Raw genomic sequence first — 24,489 nt, 5'->3', positions numbered from 1 at the left:
ATTTGACTACGGCATCAACAGAGATAGGGAAGAAGCTTCCGCAGGATATATGCGGCATTCCGAGCCGCAAGCTCGTGATATACATGCCCCTTTCCCTCGTCGGCGTTGTCGGACACACCCCGGATGACGATCCAGCCGGGGTTGATTCCCCCGTGAATAGAGTTCTCCTGCCAGTACTGGCTCAGCCCTCCGGCTTCCATGTCCACCGCCAGAACCTTCTCGTGGTAGTTCGTTAGGTAGCTGCGGATTTCGCTCTCACGGTCGGCGATGACGGCTTCGCCGGACCCGATTACTCCCGGGTAGACCTCGAACTCCTCCGAAGTATGTGTGGTGAGCTGACCGTTGATACGTGCCGGGGTCCCATGATCGGTGAAGAAGGCGTTTACCGCATGGACGACCGGTGCCGGCGCCTGCCGATGCTCTCCTCGACGGCGGACGTCCCCACGTGGATTGATCTTGCGATTCTCGTAGTAAACAATGTCGGTAGAGACAATGATGTTGCCGATGCGAGCGTGCTCGGCATGGAGGCCGCCGCCTACTCCGACGAGTGCCCACAGTCTCGGTTCGTAGTGTCGGCGCAGGTTCTCCAGAGCAGCCATCGCCGACCGTTGCCCTTGGCTCTGGCTCTGGGTGGCCACGATACGAACGGTCCCTTCCGGAGTGGCGTGTGTGCCCTGGTAGAAGTACAGCCCGCCTGGCTCCTTCCGGCGTTCCAGTTTCAACTCATCTACCACTGAACGCAATTCCTCGCTGAGGATCGTAACCACTCCGACGTCCCAAACAGTGGCCTGTTCACCGGCTGCTTCGGCTTCGACAGGGCGGGTACTGTCACAGGAAGGGGCGGCCACGGAAACATGGGCATTCTCTCCGACGGCATTGCTGCTGAAGTTATTGTTGTCACCCTGACTGGCGATGCCTCGATTGTTAATCACTTACTTCCTCCAGCGCTGGGAGTGTCCAGGCCTGTGGGCTGGTTTACGGAGACTCCGACCTGAGCGGCGTTGCCCACCGCGTTGTTACTGAAGCTATTGTTGTCACCAAAATTGAAGATTCCACTATTGATAATCTTGAGCGCGCGGTCATTGAAATCCGATATGTCCACATCCTTAGCTGCCAGGAAGTCGCCGGCCGCCCGAAGCAAACGCTGCTCAATCGTCTTCATCCGACCCAGGATGTCGCTCTTCTCCAGCTGGATCTTGGACCACGCCTGAGCCGATCTCTCCCTTATACTCACCCGACTGCCGATCAGGACATTGCGGATCGGCGTGGAAGTGAGGTCGCGGGGGAGAACGGCCGCCTTACTCAAGGCATACAAGTAAAGGAAGAGCCGCCATGAGCACTGGATCTCCGAGGGCAATGTGGCCAGTTCACGAAATGCCGCCCAGATGACGGCTGCAACTCCATGATGGCCAAATTCCGCCGTGCGCTGGAAAGATCTAGGCGTATGGGCAAGGACGCATGCTGCTGTGGAGATACTCAAGGTGCGTCCCTGCAGGCTGACATGCAACAGGACGGTCGCGACGAACTCCGATCCCTCGACAGGAGTTATCACCTCGAGGAAGTGGTGCTGTTTGGATCCAGGCGTGTTGATGATCGTGTTCAGGTCTGCCTCGTCGAACTCCTGCGGAAGAAGTGAACGGTCCACCGCCACATCGGTCTCGGCCACGTAGACGCGGTCGCGGACGTGCGCGGGAAGCCGGACGTTCCCGCTGTCAGCGTCCAGCAGTCGAACTGCCTCGCGCAGGTAATCGACCAACTCATGTGCCTGGAAGGGCGGCACGGGGTGCTCGCGCTCATGGAGTGGCGCATCGTCGCCGGGGCGCAGCAACTGGATGCTCATCGGTGGGTTCCACTGGTAGACGATTTCGCCGGCCCCGATGAAGGGTGACTCATCCCCGAAGAGCGTGAACGTGGTGAGGTCGTCCTCGTCCTCGCCTTCGTCCTCACTGTGACGGGGGCGGCGGTAAACGGCGCAGAGATGTTGCTGCTGTACGTCCGCAGTTCGTTGCCGACCGGACAAACGCGCAGGCCGAAGGGTTGGCGCGCGCAGGATGCGGTTGAGCATCAGCTGACGTGAAGCTCCCACGCCGAGGCAGAAGAGGGTGATTCCCACGGCTATGCGGAGGGCCGCCGTGGCTTGGTCCGGATGAGCCAGTGCGATCGCCAGGCCACCCACTGTCAGAGACAGAGCGGCGAATCCGATACGTCTGAGCGCATCTGCCTTCTCCGGGTACTTCCGCGGAGACAGCAACCTCAAGGGATGCCACTGGCCTCGCACCGACCCCAGACCGCGGCGTTTGGACTTCCGTCTGGGCCTCGACTCCCGGTCAACATCCCGGAGCAGCATGGCGAGGCGGAGCAACCACAGAAGGGCGAGGCCACAAGCGACGAGGATGGCGGCGGGCAGGGCACCCGCGAGAGCAGGAGCAACCACCGCTCCCGTCACCGCCATGCGAAGAAACGCGTTCAGCGTAGCGGCCCGCCACGCGTGGTGCATGACGGGAACGATGTCGAATCCATAGGACGGGGCGACCCGTCGATACGGCGCGGTGCACACCTCGTCGATCACGAGGTCTCGAAATCGTTCGTCCACGTACACGCCAGCGCATAAGTGACGGGTGGCAGCGGTCGGCTCACTGGCTGCGTCCCTGGCCGGTGGCGCATGGGAGGTGGTCACGCTCTACCCCTGCCTCGCAGAGTTAAGGTCCATGAGACCATAAGCACCGAAGGCGTTTAAGTCAATGCGACCTTAAGGGGGTTCCAGTGGAGGACTGGCTGAAAGACTCAACCGAGGTGGAGGCATCGTGGGTGACCGTGGACCTGGCGATCTTCACCGTGAGGGGCGATCAGTTGATGGTGCTCCTGATCGAGCGTGGGCTGGAACCCTTCCTTGGCCAGCCCGCGCTGCCCGGCGGCTACGTCCAGAAGCGCGAGACTTTGCACGAAGGGGCTCTGCGTGAGCTCAAGGAAGAGGCGGGAATCGATGGCCGCCAGCTGCATCTAGAGCAGCTCGGTGCGTATGGGGATCCTCTACGTGACCCCAGGGGAAGGGTGGTCACGATCGCCTATCTCGCACTGGGGCCGAATCTTCCCGCCCCCGTGGGCGGCACCGATGCCAGGCGAGCCTATTGGGCTCCCGTGTCACAACTAGGCAGTGGTGCGGCGCAGCTGGCGTTTGACCACCCGGCCATCCTCACGGACGCCCTGGAGGTAGTCCGCCGCAAGCTCGAATACACCGCAGTCGCCACGGCCTTCTGCCGGGACCCTTTCACCCTGAGTGAGCTGCGCACGGTCTACGAAGTGATCTGGGGGCAGCAATTGGACCCGAGCAACTTTCGCCGCAAAGTACTCAACACCTCAGGGTTCGTGCGGCCCACGGGGGAACAACGACTACCCCCCACCGGCCGCCCAGCCGCCCTCTACCGCCGGGGAAACGCATGGCTGCTCGGCCCACCGCTGCTGCGCGGCACAGGACACACCACGTAGCCCGCCTCGGGCGGCGACCAACACGTCGCGGCTCAACACAACGGCTTCGTGAAACCCATCCATGGAACCGGAGAGTCTGCTCACCAGCGGCAGTAGCACGGTCGGCGTCCACCCGTTTGAACGACGGCCGTACGAGGCAATGCTGTGCTGAGAGATCGCGGACGACGATCTGTCGCTCGACGACTCGGTGCTCAAGTGGGCCGCTCTCTGGAGAGCCGCTCCCGAAGGTGGTGTTCTCCACCACTGTCAACGGTACGGGTCATACCCGACTGGCCTCCGGCGGTCCGGCATGAGGAGATCGAGCGGTTGCGAGCCGAGCCGAGGGAAGGCGACCTCACGATCGGCGGCGCGACTCTCGCCGCCGAGGCGGCCGCAGCGGGACTGAGAAGTCACTGACGGCCACCCGGATCTCCCCGACCACACCGCCCTTCCAGCCCAGTATGGCTTTAGCGGCGGCACCCCTGCCGATACGCCTCCAGCAACCGCCGTAAAGGACACACCCTAGCCGCCACGCCACAGGCATGGGCCGGACCCCGGGCGGGCGACACGGTGCCCACGACCGGCCGACGCGGGAACCGCGACGGCCGACCGGCGCGACGGAGCCCCCGCATCGGCAGCAGCGGCTCGATCACCGCCCACTGGACATCCGTCAATGACGAGTCACAGGAACCCTGGCGGCCTTCGCCGGGGCCGGCCACCGGGAGCGGTCCTGCGGCCGTGGACGACACCGGGTGTCGGTACCGGCTGGGGTCAGGGCGCCGGCCCGGTGGGCCGCGGCGATTCCGGCGACAACGACCGCTGCACTCCAGTGCCGGGTCGAGATCCGACGGAGTTCCTGATCCGGTGGTTCAGGAAACGTGTCGCCCCGAGCCATCGGTGTCGACGGCAGCGGCGCCACTCACGTCCTCCACCCTCAGAGGCCGCTGTCCGCTGAATGCGATCACGAGACCGTAGGGGTCGCAGACGGGCAAACGCCCCTCGGCGAAACGCAGGTGCCACTCATCGGCGTAGAAGTTGAGTTGTGGAGCATCCAGAGGAAAATCCGCGTCCGGCACGCTGCGGTAGGACTCCGATTCCGCTTCGGTGAGACCGAAGAATTCCGGGTCTGCCTCCAACGCCTCCCGCACGAAGCGGAGCCCCGTCTCCAGGTAGTGGTCGAGTCCGCCGAGTACCTCTCCGACCAGGACAAGATCGGCCGCGTCGATGTCATCGGTGCCTTCGAGCAGAAGGTTGACCTCGACGAGGCCACCGTACAGCGCGCTCTCCGGCACCTGTTCCACGCTCCAGACCCTCAGTTCATCGGGTCCCCGTTCGAAGCGCAGCCGTCCGATGCCGCTACGGAAGACGGTCGAGTACACGGTTACCCCATCTCACGGAACTCAGGGGCGCGGGCCGCCATGCCCAGCCTTCCGCCATACGGAGAAGGCACTGACCAGTGCGTGCAGTAGCCCTCGCTCCTCGTCAAGAACCACGGCACGGCGCAGCGGATGAACACCCCGGACTGCACGGCACCTTTGCATGTCCGCAGAGTGCCACAGCGAGAGCCGCCCCCGCACAGTCCTTCGTTCCCCGGGCCGCCAAGGGATCACCGCGTCGCCTCGGCGGCGGAAGACTGAGAGCGACTACCCCTGCCTATAGGTCTCCAGCAACCTCAACCACACCTCACTGATCGTCGGATACGCGGGCACCGCGTGCCACAGTCGCTCGATCGGTACCTCGCCCACCACCGCCACCGTGGCCGAGTGGAGCAGTTCGCCGACGCCCGGGCCCACCAGGGTGACGCCGAGGAGGATTTCGCGGTCGAGGTCGACGATCATGCGGGCGTGGCCACGGTAGCCGTCGGCGTAGAGGGAGGCGCCCGCAACGGAGGCGAGGTCGAAGTCGACGGCGCGGACGCGGTGGCCGGCCGATTCGGCTTCGGCGAGGGAGAGGCCGACGGCGGCGGCCTCGGGGTCGGTGAAGACGACCTGGGGGACGGCGGCGTGGTCGGCGGTTGCCGCGTGGGCGCCCCAGCGGTCGGTTTCCAGGAGGGGGACCTGCTGGGCCCGGGCGGCGATGGCGGCGGCGGCGATGCGGGCCTGGTACTTGCCCTGGTGGGTGAGGAGGGCGCGGTGGTTGACGTCGCCCACGCCGTACAGCCAGGTGCTGCCGTCGACCCGGCAGCTGTCGTCGACCGGCAGCCAGGAGCCCGGCTCCAGGCCCACCGTCTCCAGGCCGATTCCCTCGGTGCGCGGGGCGCGGCCGGTGGCGAAGAGGACCTCATCCGCCTCGACGCGCTCGCCGCTGTCCAGGACGAGGGTGACCGGGCCGCGCGGGTCGGGGCGTTCCACGGAGGTCACGGAGGTGCGGGGGCGGATGTCGGCGCCGGCCTCGGTCAGCGCGTCGGCGACATGTTCGCCGACGAAGGGCTCCATCCGGGGGAGCAGCCCCTCGCTCCGCACCAGGAGGGTGACGCGGGAGCCGAGGGCCTGCCAGGCGGTGGCCATCTCGACGCCGACCACTCCCCCGCCGACGACCGCGAGCCGTCCGGGGACGGCGTGGGCGCTGGTGGCCTCCCGGCTGGTCCAGGGTTTGGCGCCGGCCAGGCCCGGGAGGTCGGGCAGGACGGCGCGGCTGCCGGTGCAGACGGCGACGGCGTGGCGGGCGGTCAGTACCCGGGGCTCGCCCTCGGGGCCGTCCACGACGACCTTCCGGGGGCCGTCCAGCCTGCCCCGCCCCCGGTAGAGCCTGGCTCCGGTGGTGTCCAGCCAGGAGACCTGGCCGTCGTCCTTCCAGTGCGAGGTGAAGGCGTCACGGTGAGCGAGCACGGCCGCCGCGTCGAGAGGTGCTTCGGCGGATTGCCGCAGGCCGGGGACCTTGCGGGCGTCGGCCCTCGCGATCACCGGGCGCAGCAGGGCCTTGCTGGGCATACAGGCCCAGTAGGAGCACTCGCCGCCGACCAGTTCGCTCTCGACGACCGCCGTGCTCAGGCCCGCGGCCCGGCACCGGTCGGCCACGTTCTCGCCGGTGGGGCCCGCGCCCAGCACCACGACGTCGTACTCCACAGCATCGGTCATAGGGACAGTCTGGTACCGGGTGTGTCTCCTGGCCACATGGGCAGGGGCAGGAATAGCACCGCCCCGGACACGGTTGTCGGGGGCGAGTCCACCGGACACCGGACACACACCGGACATATGGGAGAGGTACCACGTCATGAGCACTGTTGAGCTCACCAAGGAGAACTTCGATCAGGTCGTTTCCGATAACGACTTCGTTCTGATCGATTTCTGGGCGTCATGGTGCGGCCCGTGCCGGCAGTTCGCCCCGGTCTACGAGGGGGCCGCCGAGCGGCACCCGGATCTGGTCTTCGCGAAGGTCGACACGGAGGCGCAGCAGGAGCTGGCCGCCGCGTTCGAAATACAGTCCATCCCGACGCTGATGATCGTCCGCGAGAACGTGGCGGTGTTCGCGCAGCCCGGAGCGCTGCCGGAGGCCGCGCTGGAGGATGTGATCGGCCAGGCCCGTGCGCTGGACATGGACGAGGTACGCGATTCGATCAAGGCGGCCGAGGCAGCCGCCGCGCAGGGCGAGAGCCCCAAGGAGGGCTGAGCCGGGCGGGTACGCCGGGTTCAGCGCCTCTCGTCGGCGACCCGGGCGGAGAGACCGTAGTCCAGCTCGGCGCCGTCGACGAGAAGCGCCTCGACCGTTCGGGTGGTGGGGTCGATATCGGCCACCACGCCCTCACCGGCGTACCGGGGGTATCCCGATGCCCCGGTCTCGCCGGTGGCGGCCACGACGGCCGACCGGATCGCGGCCCGGTACAGATGCGCCGCGTCGAGGCCCTCGGCGTGCTCGGGCACGATCAGCACCTCGTAGTGCTGCGGGTCTGTCGTCATACGCGCGACGCTAGGCACTGGTCGCCCGGTCCGCATCCGGGCCGGGGCGCTCCGGGCCGGCCCCGCGGCCCGGGGGCCGGGGGCCGTCAGCTCGACTCACGGTGCACGGCCCGCGCCCCCATCAGGTCGTGCAGCTCCGGCCGGTCCTCCGGATCTCGCACCACCCGGTCCACGAGTTCGGCCAGCAGCCGTCCGGTCACCATGTCGATGTGCACCGTGCTCAACCGGGGCCGCAGCAGCCTGCCCAGGAGCAGGTCGTCGGCGCCGATCACCGCGGTCTCCCCCGGTATGTCGATGCCCTCGTCCTGGAGGGCCCGCATCAGAAGCGTCGCGTAATCGTCGTTGTAGGCGTAGACGGCGTCGAGCCCCAGTCCGCGCCAGCCCGCCGCGAGGGTGCTCGCCGACTCCTCGTCGTACGACAGCTCCAGCGGCTCCACATGGGCGCCGCTCCCGGCGGCGGCCCGGCGCGCGCCCTCGAACCGGGGCTCGGAGAAGTGTTCCAGGCCCGGCTCCCGGGGCATGACGACCCCGATCGCCCGCCGTCCCCGCTGGATCAGATGGGTGACCGCGCAGCTTCCCACCCCGGTCTGATCCATCACGAGCGAGTGCGCGCCCTCGACGCGCCGGGGGGCGAGGGTGATCACGGCCTTGGCGCCCGAGCGCTTGAGCACGTCGACACCGTGCGGGGTGAGACCGACCTCGCCGAGGGAGACGACCGCGACGGGTCTCAGCTCGGCCCAGGCGCGGGCGGCCTCGTCGCCGCCCAGGCCGAGGCTGCCGTACTGCACCACGGTGTAGTCGAGCCGTCTCAGCGCCCACTGGAGTTCTTGGAAGAACCGGTGGAACAGCGGGCCGACCGCGAAACTCGCGGCGGGCAGCAGCACCATGCGCGTGTGTCCGGCCCGCAGGCTGCGGGCCGCCGCATGGGGGACATAGCCCAGCTCTTCTGCGGCCTCCCGGACCCGTCGGCGGGTGGGCTCGCTGATGCGCACGGACGACGTGTTGTTGAGCACGTACGAGACCGTGGCCCGGGAGACCCCTGCTAACCGGGCGACATCGGCGCTGGTGGGAACGGAGCGTTCGGCGGATTGCTTGGGTGTCTGGCTCATCGCCCTGGGAATCTTTCCAGAACGGTCCCCTGCGCCGTCGGGTGGTTGGCCGGATTCGGCTGCCCCTGTTGCTTCGATCTTCAACCGCGCATGCTGGTCACCACAGGGCACCGTACTGGAGGGGCGTCGACGTGCGGCTTCACACCACCACATGGAGAGAGGGCGATCGTGTCGCGCTCCTGGTCCACGGCATCATGGCCGACCACCGCACCTGGCGGCGGGTCGGTCCCGCCCTCGCGGCGCGGGATTACCGGGTGATCGCGGTCGATCTGCGGGGGCACGGCGCGAGCGGCCGTGCCGACTCCTACACCCTGGAGGACCACGCGCGGGACCTGGTGGAGTCGCTGCCCTCCGGTGCGGAACTGGCGATCGGGCACTCGCTGGGCGCGCTGGCGCTCTCCCGGGCGGTGGCGGAGCTGGCACCGCGGCGCGCGGTGTACGTGGACCCGGTCTGGTATCTGCCGGACGGTGAGCACGGGTTCCGCCCCGAACTGTTCGCGGCGGCGAAGGCGCTGACGCGGGAGCGGATACGGCAGGGCAGTCCGCGCTGGGACGAGGAGGACATCGACATCGAGGTGGAGACCATCGGGGTGTGGGACGAGTCGACGGCCCAGGGGCTGATGGGCGTGGTGGGCGTCGATCTGATGCCGGCCGCGCCGGTGGTCCCGTCCCTGGTGCAGCTCGCCGACCCGAGCGAACTGGTCTCCCCCGAGGCCGCCGCGCTGCTGCGGGAGCGCGGTTTCGAGGTCCGTACCGTCACGGGCGCCGGACACACCGTCCAGCGGGACGACTTCGACGGATTCATGGCCGGCCTGGAGGGGTGGATCTGACAGCGGCCCCGGCGCCCGGGGCATTACGGTGGGACGGTGACGATCTCCTCCGGCGCCTCGGGCGCCTTCGACTCCCCGGGCCGCGGCGGTGCCGCCGCCACCACCGAGGCCGCTCCCGGCGCCGTGGGCCCGGTGGCCACCTCGTACGCCCCGGACCGGGACGGCGACCCCGATCCGGGCGAGATCGTCTGGACGTGGGTGCCGTTCGAGGAGAACGACGGGCGGGGCAAGGACCGTCCGGTGCTGATCGTGGCCCGGGAGGAGAAGGGCACCCTGCTGGCCGTCCAGCTCTCCAGCAAGCGCCACGACCGGGACCGGGAGTGGGTGCCGATCGGTGTGGGGGCGTGGGACCGCGAGCAGCGCGAGTCCTGGGTGGACCTCGACCGGGTGCTGCGGGTGCACGAGAAGGGGATGCGCCGGGAGGCGTGTGCGCTGGACCGGGGGCGCTTCGACGCGGTGGTGGAGCGGCTGCGGGAGCGGTACGGCTGGCGCTGAAGGGGCGAGTGGTGCGGCTGAGGCGGTACGGCCGGCCGCACGGACGGCGCCGAGCGGGGCGGGCGGCACGGCCGGCGGTGCGGCTGGCGCCGAGCGGGGCGGGCGGCGGTACGGAGGCGCGCGTGGCTCCGGGGCCGCGAGCGCTCCGGAGACGCACGCCCCCCGGAGGCACGAGGCACGAGGCACGAAACCCTTCGCGTCACAAGCCCCCGGCACGTGAGGCCCCAGGCCCCTGACCCACTCCCTCCGAAGGCGCGCGCTCGGAGCGGAAGGCGCTCGCGAAGGCCCCCCGCGTGGTCGTGCCCGCCGTGCGGTCGAGGACCGCGAAGACCACCCGGTCGAAGTGGCCCGCGAACCGGCCGTCCCCGGTGAGCAGCGTGTGGAAGGCGCCCGCGACCGCCGCCGGGTCGTTGCGGAAGACCCCGCAGCCCCACGCGCCGAGCACGAGCCGGCGGTATCCGCGGTCCACCGCCGTCTCCAGCACCCGTTCGGCGCGGGTGGCCAGCACCCCCGGAATCCGGTCCGCCTCCTCCGGGGCGCGGCGGACGATCACCCCCGCGTTCGGCGCGGGCGAGGTGAGGAACCCGGCGCTGTACGGGGTGTCCAGCAGCGCGCCCGCGCGGTCGCGGAAGACGGGGACGGCGGGCGAGTGGATGACCCGGTCCGAGTAGAACGGGCTGCGGTCGGCGCGGTGGTGCGCGTAGTACCGGGGCGCGCACAGCAGGGTCGTGTGGAGGGCGGAGGCGCGGCAGAGCGCCTCCTCCTGGGCCTGGGCGCCGTTGAGGTAGCCGCCCCCGGGGTTGCGCGCCGACGCGAAGTTGAGCACCGCCACCGGGTCGGGTGCCCCGGCCGTGAGCCGCCGGGCGGCCTCGGCGCTGTCCTCGGGGGTGACCTCGAAGGCGGTCGCACGGCCGGTGTCCGGGGTGACGTGCAGGGGGTCGGGGCCGTACAGCCGGGTCCCCGCCCGGGCGGCGGCGATCCGGGCCGACAGGGCCACGGTGCGCCCATTGGGGGCGACATAATGACCGGTTTCAACAATCTCTTCCGTCTGGCGGGCCAGCTCCCGGAGTCGTGTGCTCATGACCGAATAGTCCGTGACCTGCGGCGGACGGGGCAATCCGTTTTACGGCGGCCCGGGCGGGGCGCCCAGGCCGGGCCGCCGGGCGCCACCGCACCCTTGTGCGGAGCGTCAGACCTGGCTTTAGGTTGGCAGAGTGCCTTCGCAGGCCTTCGAAAGAGGAGCCGCTGATGCGTCCACCCGATGCCGGCGACCACGGCCGGTCCATATCCGAAGAGGAAGCAGAGGATCTGCTGCGATGTATCTGCTTCAAGAACGGCCCGCCCACCACCGTGGGCGTGGAGCTCGAATGGCTCATCCATGAACGGCACAGCCCCGAGCGCCCCGTCTCGGCGGACCGTCTCACGGCCGCCCACGACCGGGCGCGTTCCCTCCCGCTGAACTCGGCTCTCACCTTCGAGCCGGGAGGGCAACTGGAGCTCAGCTCCCGCCCCGCGGCCTCCCTGATGGAGTGCGTCGAATCCGTGGCCGCCGATCTGGCCGCCGTCCGCGCCGCACTCGAACCGGCCGGACTCGCCCTCGCCGGATTCGGGCTCGACCCCTGGCGGACCCCGCGCCGCATCCTCCGGGAGCCCCGCTACGACGCCATGGAGGCGTACCTCGACCGGACCGGCCCCTCCGGCCGGGTCATGATGTGCAACTCCGCCTCGATCCAGGTCTGTCTGGACGCCGGGGAGCAGGAGCCGGGGCCGCTCGGCGCCGGCAGGCGCTGGCAGCTCGCGCATCTGCTGGGCGCGGTGCTGACCGCGGCCTTCGCCAACTCCCCCGCGCTCGCCGGGCGGCCCACCGGCTGGCGCTCGACCCGGCAGGCGATCTGGGCCGAGCTGGACGACATCCGCCCCATCGCGCCTCCGCTGGACCGGGAGCCGAGGGACGCGTGGACCGCGCACGCGCTGGACGCGCCGGTGATGTTCGTGGCGACGGAGGACGGGCCGTGGGAGCGGCCCGACGCGCTCACCTTCCGGGCCTGGCTGCGGTCCGGCGGGCCGCGCCCGCCGACCCGGCAGGATCTCGACCGCCATCTGACCACCCTCTTCCCGCCGGTGCGCCCGCGCGGCCATCTGGAGCTGCGGATGATCGACGCGCAGCCGGGGGACGACGGCTGGCTCGTGCCGCTCGCGGTGGTCACGGCCCTCTTCGAGGACCCGGAGGCGGCGGAGACCGTCTACCGGATGGTCAAACCGCTCGCGGAGTACGCGGGGAACCGGCCGGCGCCCCGCAATCCCCTCTGGCTCGGCGCGGCGCGCGCCGGGCTGAGCGACCCGGAGCTGCGCGCGACCGCCGCGGGCTGCTTCACCGTCGCGCTGGAGGCGCTGCCCCGGGTGGGTGCCTCCACCGAGGTGTGCGACGCGGTGGCCGCCTTCACGGAGCGGCAGGTGCTGCGGGGCCGCTGTCCCGCCGACGACCTCCTCCTCCACCCCTCGCTCGGGCAGGGCCCGGCGACACCGGACAAGGAGCCGGGCACATGACCGAGGACCTCCGACGGCGGGCGGTCGACGCGCTCGCCCGCGCCCGCGCCCGCACCGCCGCGCTCACCGGATGTGTCGACGACGGCGAGCTGACCGCCCAGCACTCCCCGCTGATGTCCCCGCTGGTCTGGGACCTGGCCCATATCGGCAACCAGGAGGAGCAGTGGCTGCTGCGGAGGGTCGGCGGGCGGGCGGCCCTGCGGCCCGAGATCGATTCGCTGTACGACGCCTTCGAGCATCCGCGGGCGACCCGGCCGTCCCTGCCGCTGCTGGCCCCGGCCGAGGCCCGGGGGTACGCGTCCGATGTCCGGGGCCGGGTCCTGGATCTGCTGGAGCGCTCGCCGCTGGAGGGCGGCGGGCCGCTGGTGGACTCCGCGTTCGCCTTCGGGATGATCGCCCAGCACGAGCAGCAGCACGACGAGACCATGCTCATCACCCATCAGCTGCGCGGTGGCCCCGCCGTGCTGGAGGCACCCGATCCGCCCGGCGCGGACGGCGCCCGGCTGCCCGCCGATGTGCTGGTCCCCGGCGGCCCCTTCACGATGGGCACATCGGCCGAGCCCTGGGCGCTGGACAACGAACGGCCGGCGCACCGGCGCACGGTCGCGGCCTTCCGGCTCGACACGGTGCCGGTGACCTGCGGCGCGTATCTCGCGTTCATGGCGGACGGCGGCTACCGCGATCCGCGCTGGTGGGCGGCGGAGGGCTTCGGGCAGATCCAGCGGCACGGGATCGAGGCGCCCCTGTTCTGGCGGCGGGAGGGCGGCCAGTGGCTGCGCCGCCGCTTCGGGGTGACCGAGCCGGTGCCGCTGGACGAGCCGGTGCTGCATGTGAGCTGGTACGAGGCCGATGCCTACGCCCGCTGGGCGGGGCGGCGGCTGCCCACCGAGGCCGAGTGGGAGAAGGCCGCGCGGTACGACCCGGTGTCGGGCCGCTCGCGCCGTTTCCCCTGGGGCGACGGCGACCCCACCCCCGTACACGCCAATCTGGGGCAGCGGCACCTGCGGCCCGCGCCGGCCGGGGGGTATCCGGAGGGGGCGTCGCCGCTCGGTGTGCGGCAGCTGATCGGGGATGTGTGGGAGTGGACGGCGAGCGACTTCCTGCCCTACCCGGGGTTCGCCGCCTTCCCCTACCGCGAGTACTCCGAGGTGTTCTTCGGCGGTGAGCACAAGGTGCTGCGCGGTGGTTCCTTCGGAGTGGACGCGGTGGCCTGCCGGGGGACCTTCCGCAACTGGGACCTTCCGGTGCGGCGGCAGATCTTCGCCGGGTTCCGCACGGCGCGGGACGCGGCCCCCGGAGAGGGCGGCGCGGGGACGGGGGTGGGCTGATGTGCCGGCACATCGCCTATCTCGGGCCCCCGGTGGCCCCGGGCGAGCTGCTCACCGCGCCGGCCCACGGACTGCTGCGGCAGTCCTGGGCCCCCCGGCGGCAGAACCACGGCACCGTCAACGCCGACGGCTTCGGTCTCGGCTGGTACGCCGACGGCGATCCGGTGCCCGCGCGCTACCGGCGCGCCGGGCCGGTCTGGGGCGATCTCTCCTTCGCCGATCTCACCCGGGTGATCCGCACCCGGGCGCTGCTGGCCGCGGTGCGCGACGCGACCGTGCCGGGCGCCGACGGCGAGGCGGCGGCGGCGCCCTTCGCCGCCGGCCCGTGGCTCTTCAGCCACAACGGCGCGGTGCCGGGGTGGCCCGGCTCGCTGGCTCCGCTCGCCCTGACCCTGCCCGCCGCCGAGCTGCTCTCGCTGGAGGCCCGCTGCGACACGGCGCTGCTGTGGGCGCTGGTGCTGCACCGGCTGCGCGACGGCGACGAGCCGGGCCAGGCGCTCGCCGACACGGTCCACGAGGTCGCGGAGGCCGCCCCGGGCTCCCGGCTGAACTTCCTGCTCACCGACGGGGAGACGGTCGCGGCGACCGCCTGGGGCGACTCCCTGTACTCGCTCGCCGGCCCGGACGGCCGGTGCGCGGTGGCGTCGGAGCCGTACGACGACGATCCGCGCTGGCGCGCGGTGCCCGACCGGACCCTGCTGGTCGCCACGCGCGCCGGTGTCCTGCTCTCCCCGCTCAAGGAGCCCCCGCAGTGAGCCCGTTCCAGCTGACCCGCACCCTGCCCGAGGACGCCACGGGCGCCGCGCTGCGCGACGACGTGCTGCACGGGCTGACCCGTACGCCCAAGGAGCTGCCGCCCAAGTGGTTCTACGACGCCCGGGGCAGCGAGCTGTTCGAGGAGATCACCCGGCTGCCCGAGTACTACCCGACCCGGGCCGAACGGGAGATCCTGATCGCCCGGGCACCCGCCATCGCCGCCGCGACCGGGGCGCGCACCCTGGTGGAGCTGGGCTCGGGGTCGTCCGAGAAGACCCGGCATCTGCTGGACGCGCTGCCACAGCTGCGCAGCTATGTACCGGTCGATGTGAGCGAGAGCGCTCTGACGGGCGCGGCCGGGGCGCTGCTGGAGGAGCGTCCGGGGCTGCACATCCATGCCCTGATCGCGGATTTCACCCGGGGGCTCGTGCTGCCCGGCACCCCGGGGCCCCGGCTGGTGGTCTTCCTCGGGGGCACGATCGGCAATCTGCTGCCCGCCGAGCGCGCGCGGTTCCTGGGGTCGGTGCGGACGCTGCTGGGGCCGGGGGACGCGCTGCTGCTGGGCACGGACCTGGTGAAGAGCGAGGAGGTCCTGGTCCGGGCGTACGACGACGACGCCGGGGTGACGGCGGAGTTCAACCGGAATGTGCTGCGGGTCCTCGCCCGGGAGCTGGGGGCGGAGGTCGACCCGGCGGACTTCGAGCATGTGGCGCGGTGGGACCGGGAGCGGGAGTGGATCGAGATGCGGCTGCGGGCGCGCTCGGCGCTGACGGTGCGGATTCCGGAGCTGGGTCTCGCGGTGCCCTTCGCGCGGGGTGAGGAGATGCGCACGGAGGTGTCGGCGAAGTTCCGTCAGGAGGGGGTGCGCAAGGAGCTGGCGGAGGCCGGTCTCGAACTGTCCGCGTGGTGGACCGATACGGAGGGCCGGTTCGCCCTCTCGCTGGCGACCGTCATCACCTGATCCCGGGGTACGGGGTGAACGGGCGGCCCCGCGCGGTGTGCGCGGGCCGCCCCGGTCATCCCTCGGGGCGCGTCCGGCGGTTCACCCCGGGGAGAGCATGGTGGTGATCCGCTCGGACGCGAGCTGCCCGGCGCGCCGGGCGTCGCCGCCCTCCAGCACGGTGGTCATAAAGGTCTTGATCGGGTTGTCCAGCTCGACCTCGCCCCACTTGGGCGAGTTGGGGGTGGCCTGGCTGCCCTTGGCCGCGGCGCCCGCGGCCATGGCGGAGGTGCTCTCCTGCCCCTCGACGACCCGGGCGAGCGATCCCTTGTTGGGGACGTAGTTCATGGACTTCGCCAGGTCGGTCTGCCAGCGCTCGCTGGCCAGCGCCTTGACGACCTCGACCGCCGCGCCGCGCTCGTCCGCCTTCTCCGGGATGATCAGGTCGGAGCCGCCGGTGAAGACCGCGCCGGGCTCGTCCGCCGTCTTGCCCGGGATGGTGAAGTAGCCGAGCTTGCCCTTGAGCGCGGGGTTGGCCTTCTCGATGGCGGCGGCGGCGCTGGGGGCCGAGACGATCTGGGCGACATTGCCGCGTGCGAAGACATCGGCCTGCGGGGGCTTCTGCTCGTCCGCGTTCCTGGGGCCCTTGCCGTGCGCCTGGAGCTCCTTGTAGTACTCCATGGCGCGCAGGGCCTGGTCGGTGTGAATCCGGCCCTCCCAGTTGCCCGCCCGCTCGACGGCGAGCGCACCGCCCTCGTCCCAGATGAAGCCGGCGAGGGTGTACCAGTCCTGCCCCGCGAGATAGATGCCCTGGTTGCCGCCGGTGTTGAGCCGCTCGGAGAGGTCCAGCCACTCCTGGCGGGTCTTGGGGTACTCCTCGATCCCCGCGTCCGCGAAGATGTCCTTGTTGTAGATGACGACGCGGTTGGCGGCGTACCACGGTATGCCGTACTGCGAGCCGTTGATGTTGCCGGGCTCCGCCAGGCCCTCCAGCCAGTCCTCGCTGCCGAGGTCCCGCACGGCCTCCAGCGTGAGGTCGCGGAGCGCGTCGCTCTCGGCGTACTGGGCGACCTGGGTGTTGCCGACCTCGATGATCTCCGGGGTGTTCTCGCCCTCCAGCGCGGCGTTGACCTTCTTCCCGATGCCGGTCCAGGAGTGGAAGGTGAACTCCAGCTCCACCGATGGATGCTCCTTCTCGTACTCCTTGGTGAAGCGCTGCAGGAAGTCGTCGGAGACGCTGTTCTCCATCAGCCACACCCGCACCGTGCTGCTGTCGGAGCCGCCGCCGGGGAGGAGACCGCATCCGGCGGTGAGCGCGAGGGCACAGGCGAGTGCGAGGGAGGACGGGAGAGGACGGCGGATTTTCACAGCGTTCACCTTCGAGGGTGTGGAAACGTGAACCCGATGGGGGGAAGCGCGCTCCAGGCTCGCACGGGTGTGGCTGGATTTTGGTATGTACCAAAGTGCCGGTCAAGCCCTATACCGATGCCTCGCGCACCGCTTCCTGGTGGGGCACGGTGGAGACCATGTGCAGAGAGTGTAGCGAGAGGAGTACGACGACATGTCCAATCACACTTACCGAGTCACTGAGATTGTCGGCACATCTCCCGATGGAGTGGATCAAGCCATTCGGAACGGGATCGCCAGGGCGGACGAAACCCTGCGCGGGCTCGACTGGTTCGAGGTGACACAGGTGCGCGGCCGGATCGTGGACGGCCGGATCGAGCACTACCAGGTGGGCCTGAAAGTCGGCTTCCGACTGGAGGACGGCGGCTGACCGTCCGCACCCAAAAAGGACACATCACACCAGTTCCCTCACATCCCTTTCAAGCAGGTCCGAAACGGCCTTACCGGGCGGGACTCGCCTCCCGGCCGGCCGGGTGCGGCCCCGGGCCACCCGAACGGCGCAGACCGGTACGGAAATCCCGCCGGCACCCGCCCGGCGGAGCCCCGGGCGAACGGCTGAACGACACCAGCACCTAGAATTGTCCGATATGCACAGCCCTCACGACCCCTACGTCCGTGTCCGTGGCGCCCGGGAGCACAATCTCCGCGGTGTCGACGTGGACATCCCCCGTGACGCCCTCGTCGTCTTCACGGGTGTCTCGGGGTCGGGGAAGTCCTCACTCGCCTTCGGCACCGTCTACGCCGAGGCCCAGCGGCGCTACGTCGAATCCGTCGCGCCCTACGCCCGCCGGCTCATCCACCAGGTCGGCGCCCCCGACGTGGGGGACATCTCGGGGCTGCCGCCCGCGGTCTCGCTGGAGCAGCGGCGCTCGGCGCCCACCTCGCGCTCCTCGGTGGGCACGGTGACCACGCTCTCCAACTCGCTGCGGATGCTGTTCTCCCGGGCGGGCGACTACCCGGCGGGCGCGGAGCGGCTGGACTCGGACGCCTTCTCGCCGAACACGGCGGCCGGGGCCTGCCCCGAGTGCCACGGTCTGGGCCTGGTCCACCGCACGGACGAGTCCCTGCTCGTCCCCGACCCCTCGCTGTCGATCCGCGAGGGCGCCATCGCGGCCTGGCCGGGCGCCTGGCAGGGGAAGAACCTGCGCGATGTGCTGGACGCCCTGGGATACGACATCGACCGGCCCTGGCGCGAGCTGGACGCGCGGGACCGGGAGTGGATTCTCTTCACGGACGAGCAGCCGGTGGTCACGGTGGACCCGGTGCGGGAGGCGGGCCGCATCCAGCGTCCGTACCAGGGGACGTACACCGGCGCCCGGCGCCATGTGCTGCACACCTTCGCCGACTCCAGGAGCCAGGCGCTGCGCGCCCGGGCCGAGCGCTTTCTGACCAGCGCGCCCTGCCCGGTCTGCGGGGGCGGGCGGCTGCGGCCGGAGTCCCTCGCGGTCACCTTCGCGGGCCGGACCATCGCCGAGCTGGCGGCCCTGCCGCTGACCGCGCTGGCCGAGGTCCTCACCGAGGCCGGGGACGGCGGAGGCGGGGCCGGGGACGGCGGGGGCGGGGGCGGGTCCGCCCGGGTGCTCACCGCCGATCTGCTGGCGCGCATCGCCACGGTCACCGAGCTGGGCCTCGGCTACCTCAGCGCCGACCGGCCCACCCCGACCCTCTCCAGCGGGGAGCTCCAGCGGCTGCGGCTCGCCACCGCGCTGCGCTCGGGGCTCTTCGGGGTGGTGTACGTCCTGGACGAGCCGTCGGCCGGGCTGCACCCGGCGGACACCCGGGCGCTGCTGGTGGTCCTGGAGCGGCTGAAGGCCGCGGGGAACTCGGTCTTCGTGGTCGAGCACCATCTGGACGTCATGCGCGGCGCCGACTGGATCGTCGATGTCGGCCCCCTCGCCGGTGAGCACGGCGGACGGGTGCTGCACAGCGGTCCGCCCGAGGGCCTCGCGTCGGTCGGGGAGTCGGCGACCCGGCGGTTCCTCTTCGACCGCTCCCCCGCCCCGCCCCGGACGGTCCGGGAGCCCGCCGGCTGGCTGAGCACCGGCCCGGTCACCCGGCACAATCTGCGGGGTGTCGAGGCGCGGGTGCCGCTCGGTGTGCTGACGGCGGTCACCGGGGTCTCCGGCTCGGGCAAGTCGACCCTGGTCGGGGCGGTCACCGGGGAGACACCCGGGGTGGGGCGGCTGGTGACGGTGGACCAGAAGCCCATCGGGCGCACCCCCCGCTCCAATCTGGCGACGTACACCGGTCTGTTCGACGCCGTACGGAAGCTCTTCGCCGGGACCGGGGACGCGCGGGCCCGGGGGTACCGGGCGGGCAGGTTCTCCTTCAATGTGACGGGCGGCCGGTGCGAGACCTGCCAGGGGGAGGGGTCCGTCTCCGTGGAGCTGCTCTTCCTGCCCCGTACCCACACGCCCTGCCCGGACTGCCGGGGCGCGCGCTACAACCCCGCGACGCTGGAGGTGCGCCACCGGGGGCTGCACATCGCGGAGGTGCTGGATCTGACGGTGGAGGCGGCGGCGGAGTTCTTCGCGGAGGTGCCCGCGGCGGCCCGCGGCCTCGCCGCGCTGCTGGATGTGGGGCTCGGCTATCTGCGGCTCGGCCAGCCGGCGACCGAGCTGTCCGGTGGCGAGGCCCAGCGGATCAAGCTGGCCACGGAGCTTCAGCGGCCCCGCCGCGACCACACCCTGTACATCCTGGACGAACCCACGACCGGGCTGCACCCCGCCGACGCGGAGGTGCTGATGCGCCAGTTGAACGGGCTGGCCGACGCGGGGCACTCGGTGGTCGTCGTGGAGCACGACATGGATGTGGTCGCGGGCGCCGACTGGGTCATCGACCTGGGCCCGGGCGGCGGTGACGAGGGCGGGCGCATCGTCGCCGAGGGGACCCCGGCCCAGGTGGCGTCGGTGGCGCGGAGCCGTACGGCACCGTTCCTGGCGGCGGCGCTGGGCGTCCCTGCGCCCGGATAGCGCCACCGGAACCGGCGTGTCCACATCCCGGCCGGCCACGGCCCGGGATGTGGACACGGTCCAGGGGAGGGCCGGCTCCGCGCCCCGCCGGCGGCGGGCGCGGCCCGCGCCGGCCGGGCGGTCCTACCGCTTGGCCCTGCGGTTCGCCCGCAGCCACTCCTTGTTCATGGCGGCGATCGAGGGGAGCGGGATGCCCTTGGGGCAGGCCGTGGCGCACTCACCGGTCAGGGTGCACCCGCCGAAGCCCTCCGCGTCCATCGTCGCCACCATGTCGAGCACCCGGGTCTCGCGCTCGGGAGCGCCCTGCGGCAGCACATTGAGATGGTTGACCTTCGCCGAGGTGAAGAGCATCGCCGACCCGTTGGGGCAGGCGGCCACACAGGCCCCGCAGCCGATGCACTCGGCGTGCTCGAAGGCGAAGTCCGCGTCCGGCTTGGGCACCGGGGTGGCGTGGGCCTCGGGCGCGGCGCCGGTCGGGACGGAGACATAGCCGCCGGACTGGATGATCCGGTCGAACGCGGACCGGTCGACGACCAGATCCTTCACCACCGGGAACGCGGCGGCCCGCCAGGGCTCGATGTCGATGGTGTCGCCGTCCCGGAAGGACCGCATGTGGAGCTGGCAGGTGGTGGTGCGCTCGGGGCCGTGGGCGTCGCCGTTGATGACGAGGCTGCACGCGCCGCAGATGCCCTCGCGGCAGTCGTGGTCGAAGGCCACCGGGTCCTCACCGCGCAGGATCAGCTCCTCGTTGAGGGTGTCCAGCATCTCCAGGAAGGACATGTCCTCGGAGATGTCGTCGACCTCGTAGGTCGCCATCGTGCCGGGGGCGGTGGGGTTGCGCTGCCGCCAGACGCGCAGTTTGAGCCTCATGCGTAGCTCCGCTGGGTGGGGTGGACATACTCGAAGACGAGGTCTTCGCGGTGCAGGACGGGCGCCGTGCCGGTCGCGGTGAACTCCCAGGCGGCGGCGTAGCCGAACTCCTCGTCGCGGCGTTCCGCCTCGCCCTCCGGGGTCTGGGACTCCTCCCGGAAGTGACCGCCGCAGGACTCCGCGCGGTGGAGCGCGTCCAGGCACATCAGCTCGGCCAGCTCCAGATAGTCGACGACGCGGTTGGCCTTCTCCAGCGACTGGTTGAACTCCTCGCCGGTGCCGGGGACCTTGATCCGCCGCCAGAACTCCTCCCGGATCTGCGGGATGCGGTCGAGTGCCTTCCGCAGCCCCTCCTCGGTGCGGGCCATCCCGCAGTACTCCCACATCAGCTCGCCCACCTCGCGGTGGAAGGAGTCCGGGGTGCGGTCGCCGTCGACGGCGAGCAGCAGCCGGAGCCGGTCCTCGGTCTCGGCGACGGCCTCCGCGACCGCCGGGTGGGAGGGGTCGGGCCGCTCGCCGAGCGGGGCGCGCGCCAGATAGTCGTTGATGGTGGACGGCAGGACGAAGTAGCCGTCGCCGAGCCCCTGCATCAGCGCGGAGGCGCCCAGCCGGTTGGCCCCGTGGTCGGAGAAGTTGGCCTCGCCGATCGCGAAGAGCCCGGGCACGGTGGTCTGGAGGTCGTAGTCGACCCAGAGCCCGCCCATGGTGTAGTGCACGGCGGGGTAGATCCGCATCGGCACCTCGTAGGGGTTCTCGGCGGTGATCCGCGCGTACATGTCGAAGAGGTTGCCGTACTTCTCCTCGACCTTCGCCCGGCCCATCCGGCTGATCGCGTCGGCGAAGTCGAGATAGACGCCCTGGCCGCCGGGGCCCACGCCCCGGCCCTCGTCGCAGACGTTCTTCGCGGCGCGGGAGGCGATGTCCCGGGGGACGAGGTTGCCGAAGGAGGGGTAGATCCGCTCCAGGTAGTAGTCGCGCTCGTCCTCGGGGATCTCGTTGGCGGGGCGCTGGTCGCCGCGCGCCTTCGGCACCCAGATGCGTCCGTCGTTCCGCAGCGACTCGCTCATCAGCGTCAGCTTCGACTGGTGGTCGCCGGTGCGCGGGATGCAGGTGGGGTGGATCTGGGTGAAGCAGGGGTTGGCGAGGTGGGCGCCGCGCCGGTGGGCGCGCCAGATGGCGGTGGCGTTGGAGTTCATGGCGTTGGTCGACAGATAGAAGACATTGCCGTAGCCGCCGGTCGCCAGCACCACCGCGTCGGCGAAGTGGGTGGAGATCTCGCCGGTGATCAGATCCCGGGCGACGATGCCCCGGGCCCGCCCGTCGACGACGATCAGATCGAGCATCTCGGTACGGGCGTGCAGGGTGACGCTGCCCGCCGCGATCTGCCGGGAGAGCGCCTGGTAGGCGCCGAGCAGCAGCTGCTGTCCGGTCTGGCCCCGGGCGTAGAAGGTACGGGAGACCTGGACGCCGCCGAAGGAGCGGGTGTCCAGGAGTCCGCCGTACTCGCGGGCGAAGGGCACGCCCTGGGCGACGCACTGGTCGATGATCTCCACGGAGATCTGGGCGAGCCGGTGCACATTGGACTCGCGGGCGCGGAAGTCCCCGCCCTTCACGGTGTCGTAGAACAGCCGGTGGATGGAGTCGCCGTCGTTGCGGTAGTTCTTGGCGGCGTTGATGCCGCCCTGGGCGGCGATGGAGTGGGCGCGGCGCGGTGAGTCCTGGTAGCAGAACTGCTCGACGTGGTAGCCCTGCTCGCCCAGGGTCGCGCCGGCCGCGCCGCCGGCCAGTCCGGTGCCGACGACGATCACCGTGTGCTTGCGCCGGTTGGCCGGGTTGACGAGCTTCGCCTCGAAGCGGCGGCGGTCCCAGCGGTCGGCTATCGGGCCCTCGGGGGCCTTGGTGTCGGCGATCGGTTCGCCGGTCTCGTACTCCGTGAAGCTCATCTCAGCTCACCACTCCGGTCATGACGGCGACGGGTACCGCGATGAAGCCCACGGTCAGCATCAGGGCGAGGCCGTTGGCGGCGGCCTTCAGGGCGCGGTCACGGGTGGCACTGCCCACGCCCAGGGTCTGGGCTGCGCTCCAGAAGCCATGGCGGACATGGAGGCCGACGGCGAGCATCGCGGTGATGTAGATGACATTGCCGTACCAGGTGGAGAAGGTGGCGACGATGTTCTCGTACGGCTTCCCGGCCTCGGCGTTCTCGTTGACCGTGAGGGTCGTGAGATCGAGGATGTGCCAGACGACGAAGAGGACGATGATGATGCCGCCCCACCGCATCGTGCGGGTGGCGTAACTGGCCCGCCCGCGCTTGTGCGCGTACGCCACGGGCCTGGCCCTGATGTCGCGCCGGCTGAGCTGGTACGCGGAGACCGCGTGCGCCACGACGGCCGCGACCAGCACGACCCGGACCAGCCACAGGGCCCACTCGTAGTGCAGCAGGGGGGCGCCCAGGGTGCGCAGCCAGTGGGCGTACTCGTTGAACTCCTGCGAGCCGAAGAAGACCTTCAGATTGCCCAGCACATGCGCGACGAGATAGCCGAGCATGATGAGGCCGCTCACCGCCATGACGGCCTTCTTGCCGAGCGTCGATCCCCAGAAGGTGCGCTTGGGCGACGGTTTTCGGTCCGTCGGCCCCTGTCCGGTACGCGTTGCCAGAGCCATGGGGGAACCGTAGGGCTCCGGGGGTCAATCGGTCCAAGACATGATCCGGCTCATCTCCATAGACAAACCCTATGGTGGGTTACGGTGGGCGGTATGCAGTTCCAGCAGCTTCTGTACTTTGTCGCCGTCGCCGAGACCCGGCACTTCACCCATGCCGCCGAGCGGGTCCATGTCTCGCAGCCCTCGCTGTCGCAGCAGATCCGCGCCCTGGAGACGGAGCTGGGGGCGGAGCTGTTCAGCCGGGCGCGGGGGAACATCGGGCTCACCGAGGCGGGCGAGGCGCTGCTGCCGCTGGCCCGCAGGATTCTGGCGGACGCGGACACGGCGCGGCACGAGGTGCAGGAGCTGGTGCAGCTGCGGCGGGGGCGGGTGCGGCTGGGGGCGACGCCGAGCCTGTGCACCGGGCTGCTGCCGGAGGTGCTGCGGGTCTACCACGACCGGCATCCGGGGATCTCGCTGGTGATCGAGGAGGGCGGGTCGCACGATCTGGTGCGGCTGCTGGCGCGGGGGGCGCTGGATCTGGCGCTGATCGTGCTGCCGCTGCCGCCGGGGTCGCCGGCGCTGACGACGGTGGAGCTGCTGCGGGAGGACCTGGTGGTGGTGTCGTCGGCCTCGGTGAAGGCGCCCCGGCGGCCGGTGCGCATCCGCGATCTGCGGGACCAGCCGCTGGTGATGTTCCGGCACGGGTACGACCTGCGGGAGCTGACGGTGGCGGCGTGCCGGGCGGAGGGGTTCGAGCCCGGTTTCACGGTGGAGGGCGGCGAGATGGACGCCGTGCTGGGGTTTGTGCGGGCGGGGCTGGGGGTGGCGGTGGTGCCGAGCATGGTGGCGGGGAGGGCGGGGCCGGGGTTCCGGGTGACACCGCTGGCACAGCCGGGGCTGCGGAGGACGATCGCGCTGGCGCACCGCAGCGATGTGGCGCCGCCGAGGGCGGCGAGGGAGTTGCAGCGGGTGCTGATCGCTCGGGCCGGGTGAACCCCCGTGGGCGTACGCGTCGCGGGGCCGGGTGAACCCCGTGGGGATGCGCGTGGCGGGGCCGGGTGAACCCCATGGGGATGCGCGTCACGGGGCCGGGTGAACCCCATGGGGATGCGCGTTGTCGGGCGGCGCCCGCCGTGGCGGGCACGGCCTGCGGCCGTGTCCTCAATCGCCGGACGGGCTGAAGGCACAGGGCATCCCACAGCGCGGGCTGCCGGCCCGTGTCCTTCGC

At 70.9% G+C, this 24,489-nt stretch carries 22 protein-coding genes and 1 pseudogene; 12 read left to right on the top strand and 11 right to left on the bottom strand.

All coding sequences use genetic code 11. The features are described from left to right. Positions 1-14: 14 nt before the first annotated feature. Together ACWCRA_RS03420 and ACWCRA_RS03415 are read right to left on the bottom strand one after the other, a co-directional pair. A complete protein-coding gene (locus ACWCRA_RS03420; RefSeq protein WP_451066759.1) occupies positions 15-932 on the bottom strand; it encodes a 5'-methylthioadenosine/S-adenosylhomocysteine nucleosidase family protein in 918 nt (305 codons plus the stop codon). Beyond that, positions 929-2,677, bottom strand: a complete 1,749-nt coding sequence (locus tag ACWCRA_RS03415; RefSeq protein ID WP_451066758.1) for a hypothetical protein — start codon at positions 2,675-2,677, stop codon at positions 929-931. The genes ACWCRA_RS03420 and ACWCRA_RS03415 overlap by 4 nt, the downstream gene beginning before the upstream one ends. Positions 2,678-2,763: 86 nt before the next feature. Here ACWCRA_RS03415 and ACWCRA_RS03410 point away from each other — a divergent pair, with 86 nt between their 5' ends. Beyond that, complete coding sequence (locus ACWCRA_RS03410) at positions 2,764-3,486, top strand: NUDIX hydrolase (protein ID WP_451066757.1); 723 nt, start codon at positions 2,764-2,766, stop codon at positions 3,484-3,486. Between the two features lie 100 nt (positions 3,487-3,586). Next, positions 3,587-3,870 (top strand): annotated as a pseudogene (locus ACWCRA_RS03405) (dihydrofolate reductase family protein); the annotation flags it as partial. Positions 3,871-4,334: 464 nt separating this feature from the next. On the opposite strand, the gene ACWCRA_RS03400 reads toward ACWCRA_RS03405, so the two are convergent. Continuing rightward, positions 4,335-4,844, bottom strand: coding sequence for a hypothetical protein (locus ACWCRA_RS03400; protein ID WP_451066756.1), 510 nt, complete (start codon positions 4,842-4,844; stop codon positions 4,335-4,337). Between the two features lie 264 nt (positions 4,845-5,108). Then, positions 5,109-6,542, bottom strand: coding sequence for a dihydrolipoyl dehydrogenase family protein (locus tag ACWCRA_RS03395; protein WP_451066755.1), 1,434 nt, complete (start codon positions 6,540-6,542; stop codon positions 5,109-5,111). A gap of 136 nt (positions 6,543-6,678) precedes the next feature. Between ACWCRA_RS03395 and trxA the strand changes: the two genes are divergently transcribed. Beyond that, positions 6,679-7,074 (top strand): thioredoxin, encoded by a 396-nt coding sequence (gene trxA / locus ACWCRA_RS03390; protein ID WP_351558500.1) that lies wholly within the window; start codon positions 6,679-6,681, stop codon positions 7,072-7,074. 20 nt (positions 7,075-7,094) lie between these two features. Here the strand turns inward: trxA and ACWCRA_RS03385 are convergent, their stop codons facing one another. Both ACWCRA_RS03385 and ACWCRA_RS03380 read right to left on the bottom strand, forming a co-directional pair. Continuing rightward, entirely contained in the window at positions 7,095-7,361 is a 267-nt protein-coding gene (locus tag ACWCRA_RS03385; RefSeq protein WP_351558498.1) for a hypothetical protein, read from the bottom strand. 86 nt (positions 7,362-7,447) lie between these two features. Further along, positions 7,448-8,470, bottom strand: coding sequence for a LacI family DNA-binding transcriptional regulator (locus tag ACWCRA_RS03380; RefSeq protein WP_451066754.1), 1,023 nt, complete (start codon positions 8,468-8,470; stop codon positions 7,448-7,450). Between the two features lie 131 nt (positions 8,471-8,601). Here ACWCRA_RS03380 and ACWCRA_RS03375 point away from each other — a divergent pair, with 131 nt between their 5' ends. Then, entirely contained in the window at positions 8,602-9,300 is a 699-nt protein-coding gene (locus ACWCRA_RS03375; protein ID WP_451066753.1) for an alpha/beta fold hydrolase, read from the top strand. A gap of 36 nt (positions 9,301-9,336) precedes the next feature. Beyond that, positions 9,337-9,795, top strand: a complete 459-nt coding sequence (locus ACWCRA_RS03370) for a type II toxin-antitoxin system PemK/MazF family toxin (RefSeq protein ID WP_351558492.1) — start codon at positions 9,337-9,339, stop codon at positions 9,793-9,795. A gap of 199 nt (positions 9,796-9,994) precedes the next feature. Here the strand turns inward: ACWCRA_RS03370 and ACWCRA_RS03365 are convergent, their stop codons facing one another. Further along, entirely contained in the window at positions 9,995-10,876 is an 882-nt protein-coding gene (locus ACWCRA_RS03365) for a TIGR02452 family protein (protein WP_351558490.1), read from the bottom strand. Positions 10,877-11,043: 167 nt separating this feature from the next. Here ACWCRA_RS03365 and egtA point away from each other — a divergent pair, with 167 nt between their 5' ends. Genes egtA through egtD form a run of 4 tightly spaced genes read left to right on the top strand, consistent with a single transcriptional unit; the run spans position 11,044 to position 15,387 of the window. After that, positions 11,044-12,342, top strand: a complete 1,299-nt coding sequence (egtA, locus tag ACWCRA_RS03360; protein WP_351558488.1) for an ergothioneine biosynthesis glutamate--cysteine ligase EgtA — start codon at positions 11,044-11,046, stop codon at positions 12,340-12,342. Then, the gene (gene egtB, locus ACWCRA_RS03355) at positions 12,339-13,670 is read left to right on the top strand and encodes an ergothioneine biosynthesis protein EgtB (protein ID WP_351558486.1); all 1,332 of its coding nucleotides are present in this window, start codon (positions 12,339-12,341) and stop codon (positions 13,668-13,670) included. Before egtA ends, egtB begins: the two co-directional genes overlap by 4 nt. After that, positions 13,670-14,425, top strand: coding sequence for an ergothioneine biosynthesis protein EgtC (gene egtC, locus ACWCRA_RS03350; protein ID WP_351558484.1), 756 nt, complete (start codon positions 13,670-13,672; stop codon positions 14,423-14,425). The genes egtB and egtC overlap by 1 nt, the downstream gene beginning before the upstream one ends. Beyond that, positions 14,422-15,387: an L-histidine N(alpha)-methyltransferase gene (gene egtD / locus ACWCRA_RS03345; RefSeq protein WP_451066752.1), complete on the top strand. Its 966-nt coding sequence runs from the start codon at positions 14,422-14,424 to the stop codon at positions 15,385-15,387. Before egtC ends, egtD begins: the two co-directional genes overlap by 4 nt. Before the next feature lie 81 nt (positions 15,388-15,468). Here the strand turns inward: egtD and ACWCRA_RS03340 are convergent, their stop codons facing one another. After that, a complete protein-coding gene (locus ACWCRA_RS03340) occupies positions 15,469-16,734 on the bottom strand; it encodes an extracellular solute-binding protein (RefSeq protein WP_351558518.1) in 1,266 nt (421 codons plus the stop codon). 193 nt (positions 16,735-16,927) lie between these two features. On the opposite strand from ACWCRA_RS03340, the gene ACWCRA_RS03335 reads away from it, so the two are divergent. Both ACWCRA_RS03335 and ACWCRA_RS03330 read left to right on the top strand, forming a co-directional pair. Then, positions 16,928-17,143 (top strand): dodecin, encoded by a 216-nt coding sequence (locus ACWCRA_RS03335; protein ID WP_351558480.1) that lies wholly within the window; start codon positions 16,928-16,930, stop codon positions 17,141-17,143. A 217-nt stretch (positions 17,144-17,360) separates the two neighbouring features. Further along, positions 17,361-19,745: an ATP-binding cassette domain-containing protein gene (locus ACWCRA_RS03330; RefSeq protein WP_451066751.1), complete on the top strand. Its 2,385-nt coding sequence runs from the start codon at positions 17,361-17,363 to the stop codon at positions 19,743-19,745. Between the two features lie 123 nt (positions 19,746-19,868). Here the strand turns inward: ACWCRA_RS03330 and ACWCRA_RS03325 are convergent, their stop codons facing one another. The 3 genes from ACWCRA_RS03325 to ACWCRA_RS03315 are packed head-to-tail and all read right to left on the bottom strand — an operon-like array spanning position 19,869 to position 23,279. After that, a complete protein-coding gene (locus ACWCRA_RS03325; protein ID WP_351552840.1) occupies positions 19,869-20,615 on the bottom strand; it encodes a succinate dehydrogenase/fumarate reductase iron-sulfur subunit in 747 nt (248 codons plus the stop codon). Beyond that, positions 20,612-22,558 (bottom strand): fumarate reductase/succinate dehydrogenase flavoprotein subunit, encoded by a 1,947-nt coding sequence (locus ACWCRA_RS03320; RefSeq protein WP_351552843.1) that lies wholly within the window; start codon positions 22,556-22,558, stop codon positions 20,612-20,614. Before ACWCRA_RS03320 ends, ACWCRA_RS03325 begins: the two co-directional genes overlap by 4 nt. A gap of 1 nt (position 22,559) precedes the next feature. Further along, complete coding sequence (locus ACWCRA_RS03315; RefSeq protein ID WP_351552845.1) at positions 22,560-23,279, bottom strand: succinate dehydrogenase; 720 nt, start codon at positions 23,277-23,279, stop codon at positions 22,560-22,562. A gap of 93 nt (positions 23,280-23,372) precedes the next feature. On the opposite strand from ACWCRA_RS03315, the gene ACWCRA_RS03310 reads away from it, so the two are divergent. Continuing rightward, a complete protein-coding gene (locus tag ACWCRA_RS03310; RefSeq protein WP_351552848.1) occupies positions 23,373-24,254 on the top strand; it encodes a LysR family transcriptional regulator in 882 nt (293 codons plus the stop codon). Positions 24,255-24,489 lie beyond the last annotated feature (235 nt).

The organism is Streptomyces sp. NPDC001889, from assembly GCF_053594535.1.
The sequence above is the reverse complement of the archived record's forward strand: the minus strand, read 5'-3'. Positions and strand labels throughout refer to the sequence as shown.

Coding starts and splice junctions, on each gene's coding strand:
- ACWCRA_RS03395 (WP_451066755.1), bottom strand. CDS start 6,542: ATGACCGATGCTGTGGAGTACGACGTCGTGGTGCTGGGCGCGGGCCCC.
- trxA (WP_351558500.1), top strand. CDS start 6,679: ATGAGCACTGTTGAGCTCACCAAGGAGAACTTCGATCAGGTCGTTTCC.
- ACWCRA_RS03385 (WP_351558498.1), bottom strand. CDS start 7,361: ATGACGACAGACCCGCAGCACTACGAGGTGCTGATCGTGCCCGAGCAC.
- ACWCRA_RS03380 (WP_451066754.1), bottom strand. CDS start 8,470: ATGAGCCAGACACCCAAGCAATCCGCCGAACGCTCCGTTCCCACCAGC.
- ACWCRA_RS03365 (WP_351558490.1), bottom strand. CDS start 10,876: ATGAGCACACGACTCCGGGAGCTGGCCCGCCAGACGGAAGAGATTGTT.
- egtA (WP_351558488.1), top strand. CDS start 11,044: ATGCGTCCACCCGATGCCGGCGACCACGGCCGGTCCATATCCGAAGAG.
- egtB (WP_351558486.1), top strand. CDS start 12,339: ATGACCGAGGACCTCCGACGGCGGGCGGTCGACGCGCTCGCCCGCGCC.
- egtC (WP_351558484.1), top strand. CDS start 13,670: ATGTGCCGGCACATCGCCTATCTCGGGCCCCCGGTGGCCCCGGGCGAG.
- ACWCRA_RS03335 (WP_351558480.1), top strand. CDS start 16,928: ATGTCCAATCACACTTACCGAGTCACTGAGATTGTCGGCACATCTCCC.
- ACWCRA_RS03330 (WP_451066751.1), top strand. CDS start 17,361: ATGCACAGCCCTCACGACCCCTACGTCCGTGTCCGTGGCGCCCGGGAG.
- ACWCRA_RS03325 (WP_351552840.1), bottom strand. CDS start 20,615: ATGAGGCTCAAACTGCGCGTCTGGCGGCAGCGCAACCCCACCGCCCCC.
- ACWCRA_RS03320 (WP_351552843.1), bottom strand. CDS start 22,558: ATGAGCTTCACGGAGTACGAGACCGGCGAACCGATCGCCGACACCAAG.
- ACWCRA_RS03315 (WP_351552845.1), bottom strand. CDS start 23,279: ATGGCTCTGGCAACGCGTACCGGACAGGGGCCGACGGACCGAAAACCG.
- ACWCRA_RS03310 (WP_351552848.1), top strand. CDS start 23,373: ATGCAGTTCCAGCAGCTTCTGTACTTTGTCGCCGTCGCCGAGACCCGG.